The organism is Pseudomonas sp. AC463 (genome assembly GCF_979253585.1).
Genome location: NZ_CEEDDZ010001155.1, coordinates 1 through 237, shown reverse-complemented (window position 1 = coordinate 237; position 237 = coordinate 1). Strand labels below are relative to the sequence as shown.

Below are 237 nucleotides of genomic sequence, written 5' to 3'. Positions count from 1 at the left end.
AACCAGTCCTGTGCCCAACTCGATGAGCTCGCCGAGCCGAAATCGACATTGCCGTTGATCGTTCCGGCGTTGGCGACATAGTTCTCGAAGAAACCGTCGCTTTGGATCGCCGCCTGCGTACCCGAGACGATCCCGCCAACGCGGTTGTCGAGCGTCGCTCCGTCCATGGCGAGACCGACGCCGTTCGATGCCGTGATCAGGCCGCTGTTCACCAATACGAGTGAACTGAGCGCATAT

At 59.9% G+C, this 237-nt stretch carries 1 protein-coding gene; it reads right to left on the bottom strand.

Going from position 1 to position 237, the window contains the following annotated elements:
* On the bottom strand, nt 1-237 hold a 237-nt coding region (locus AC0IYH_RS33930), incomplete at both ends, for a hypothetical protein (protein WP_471838864.1).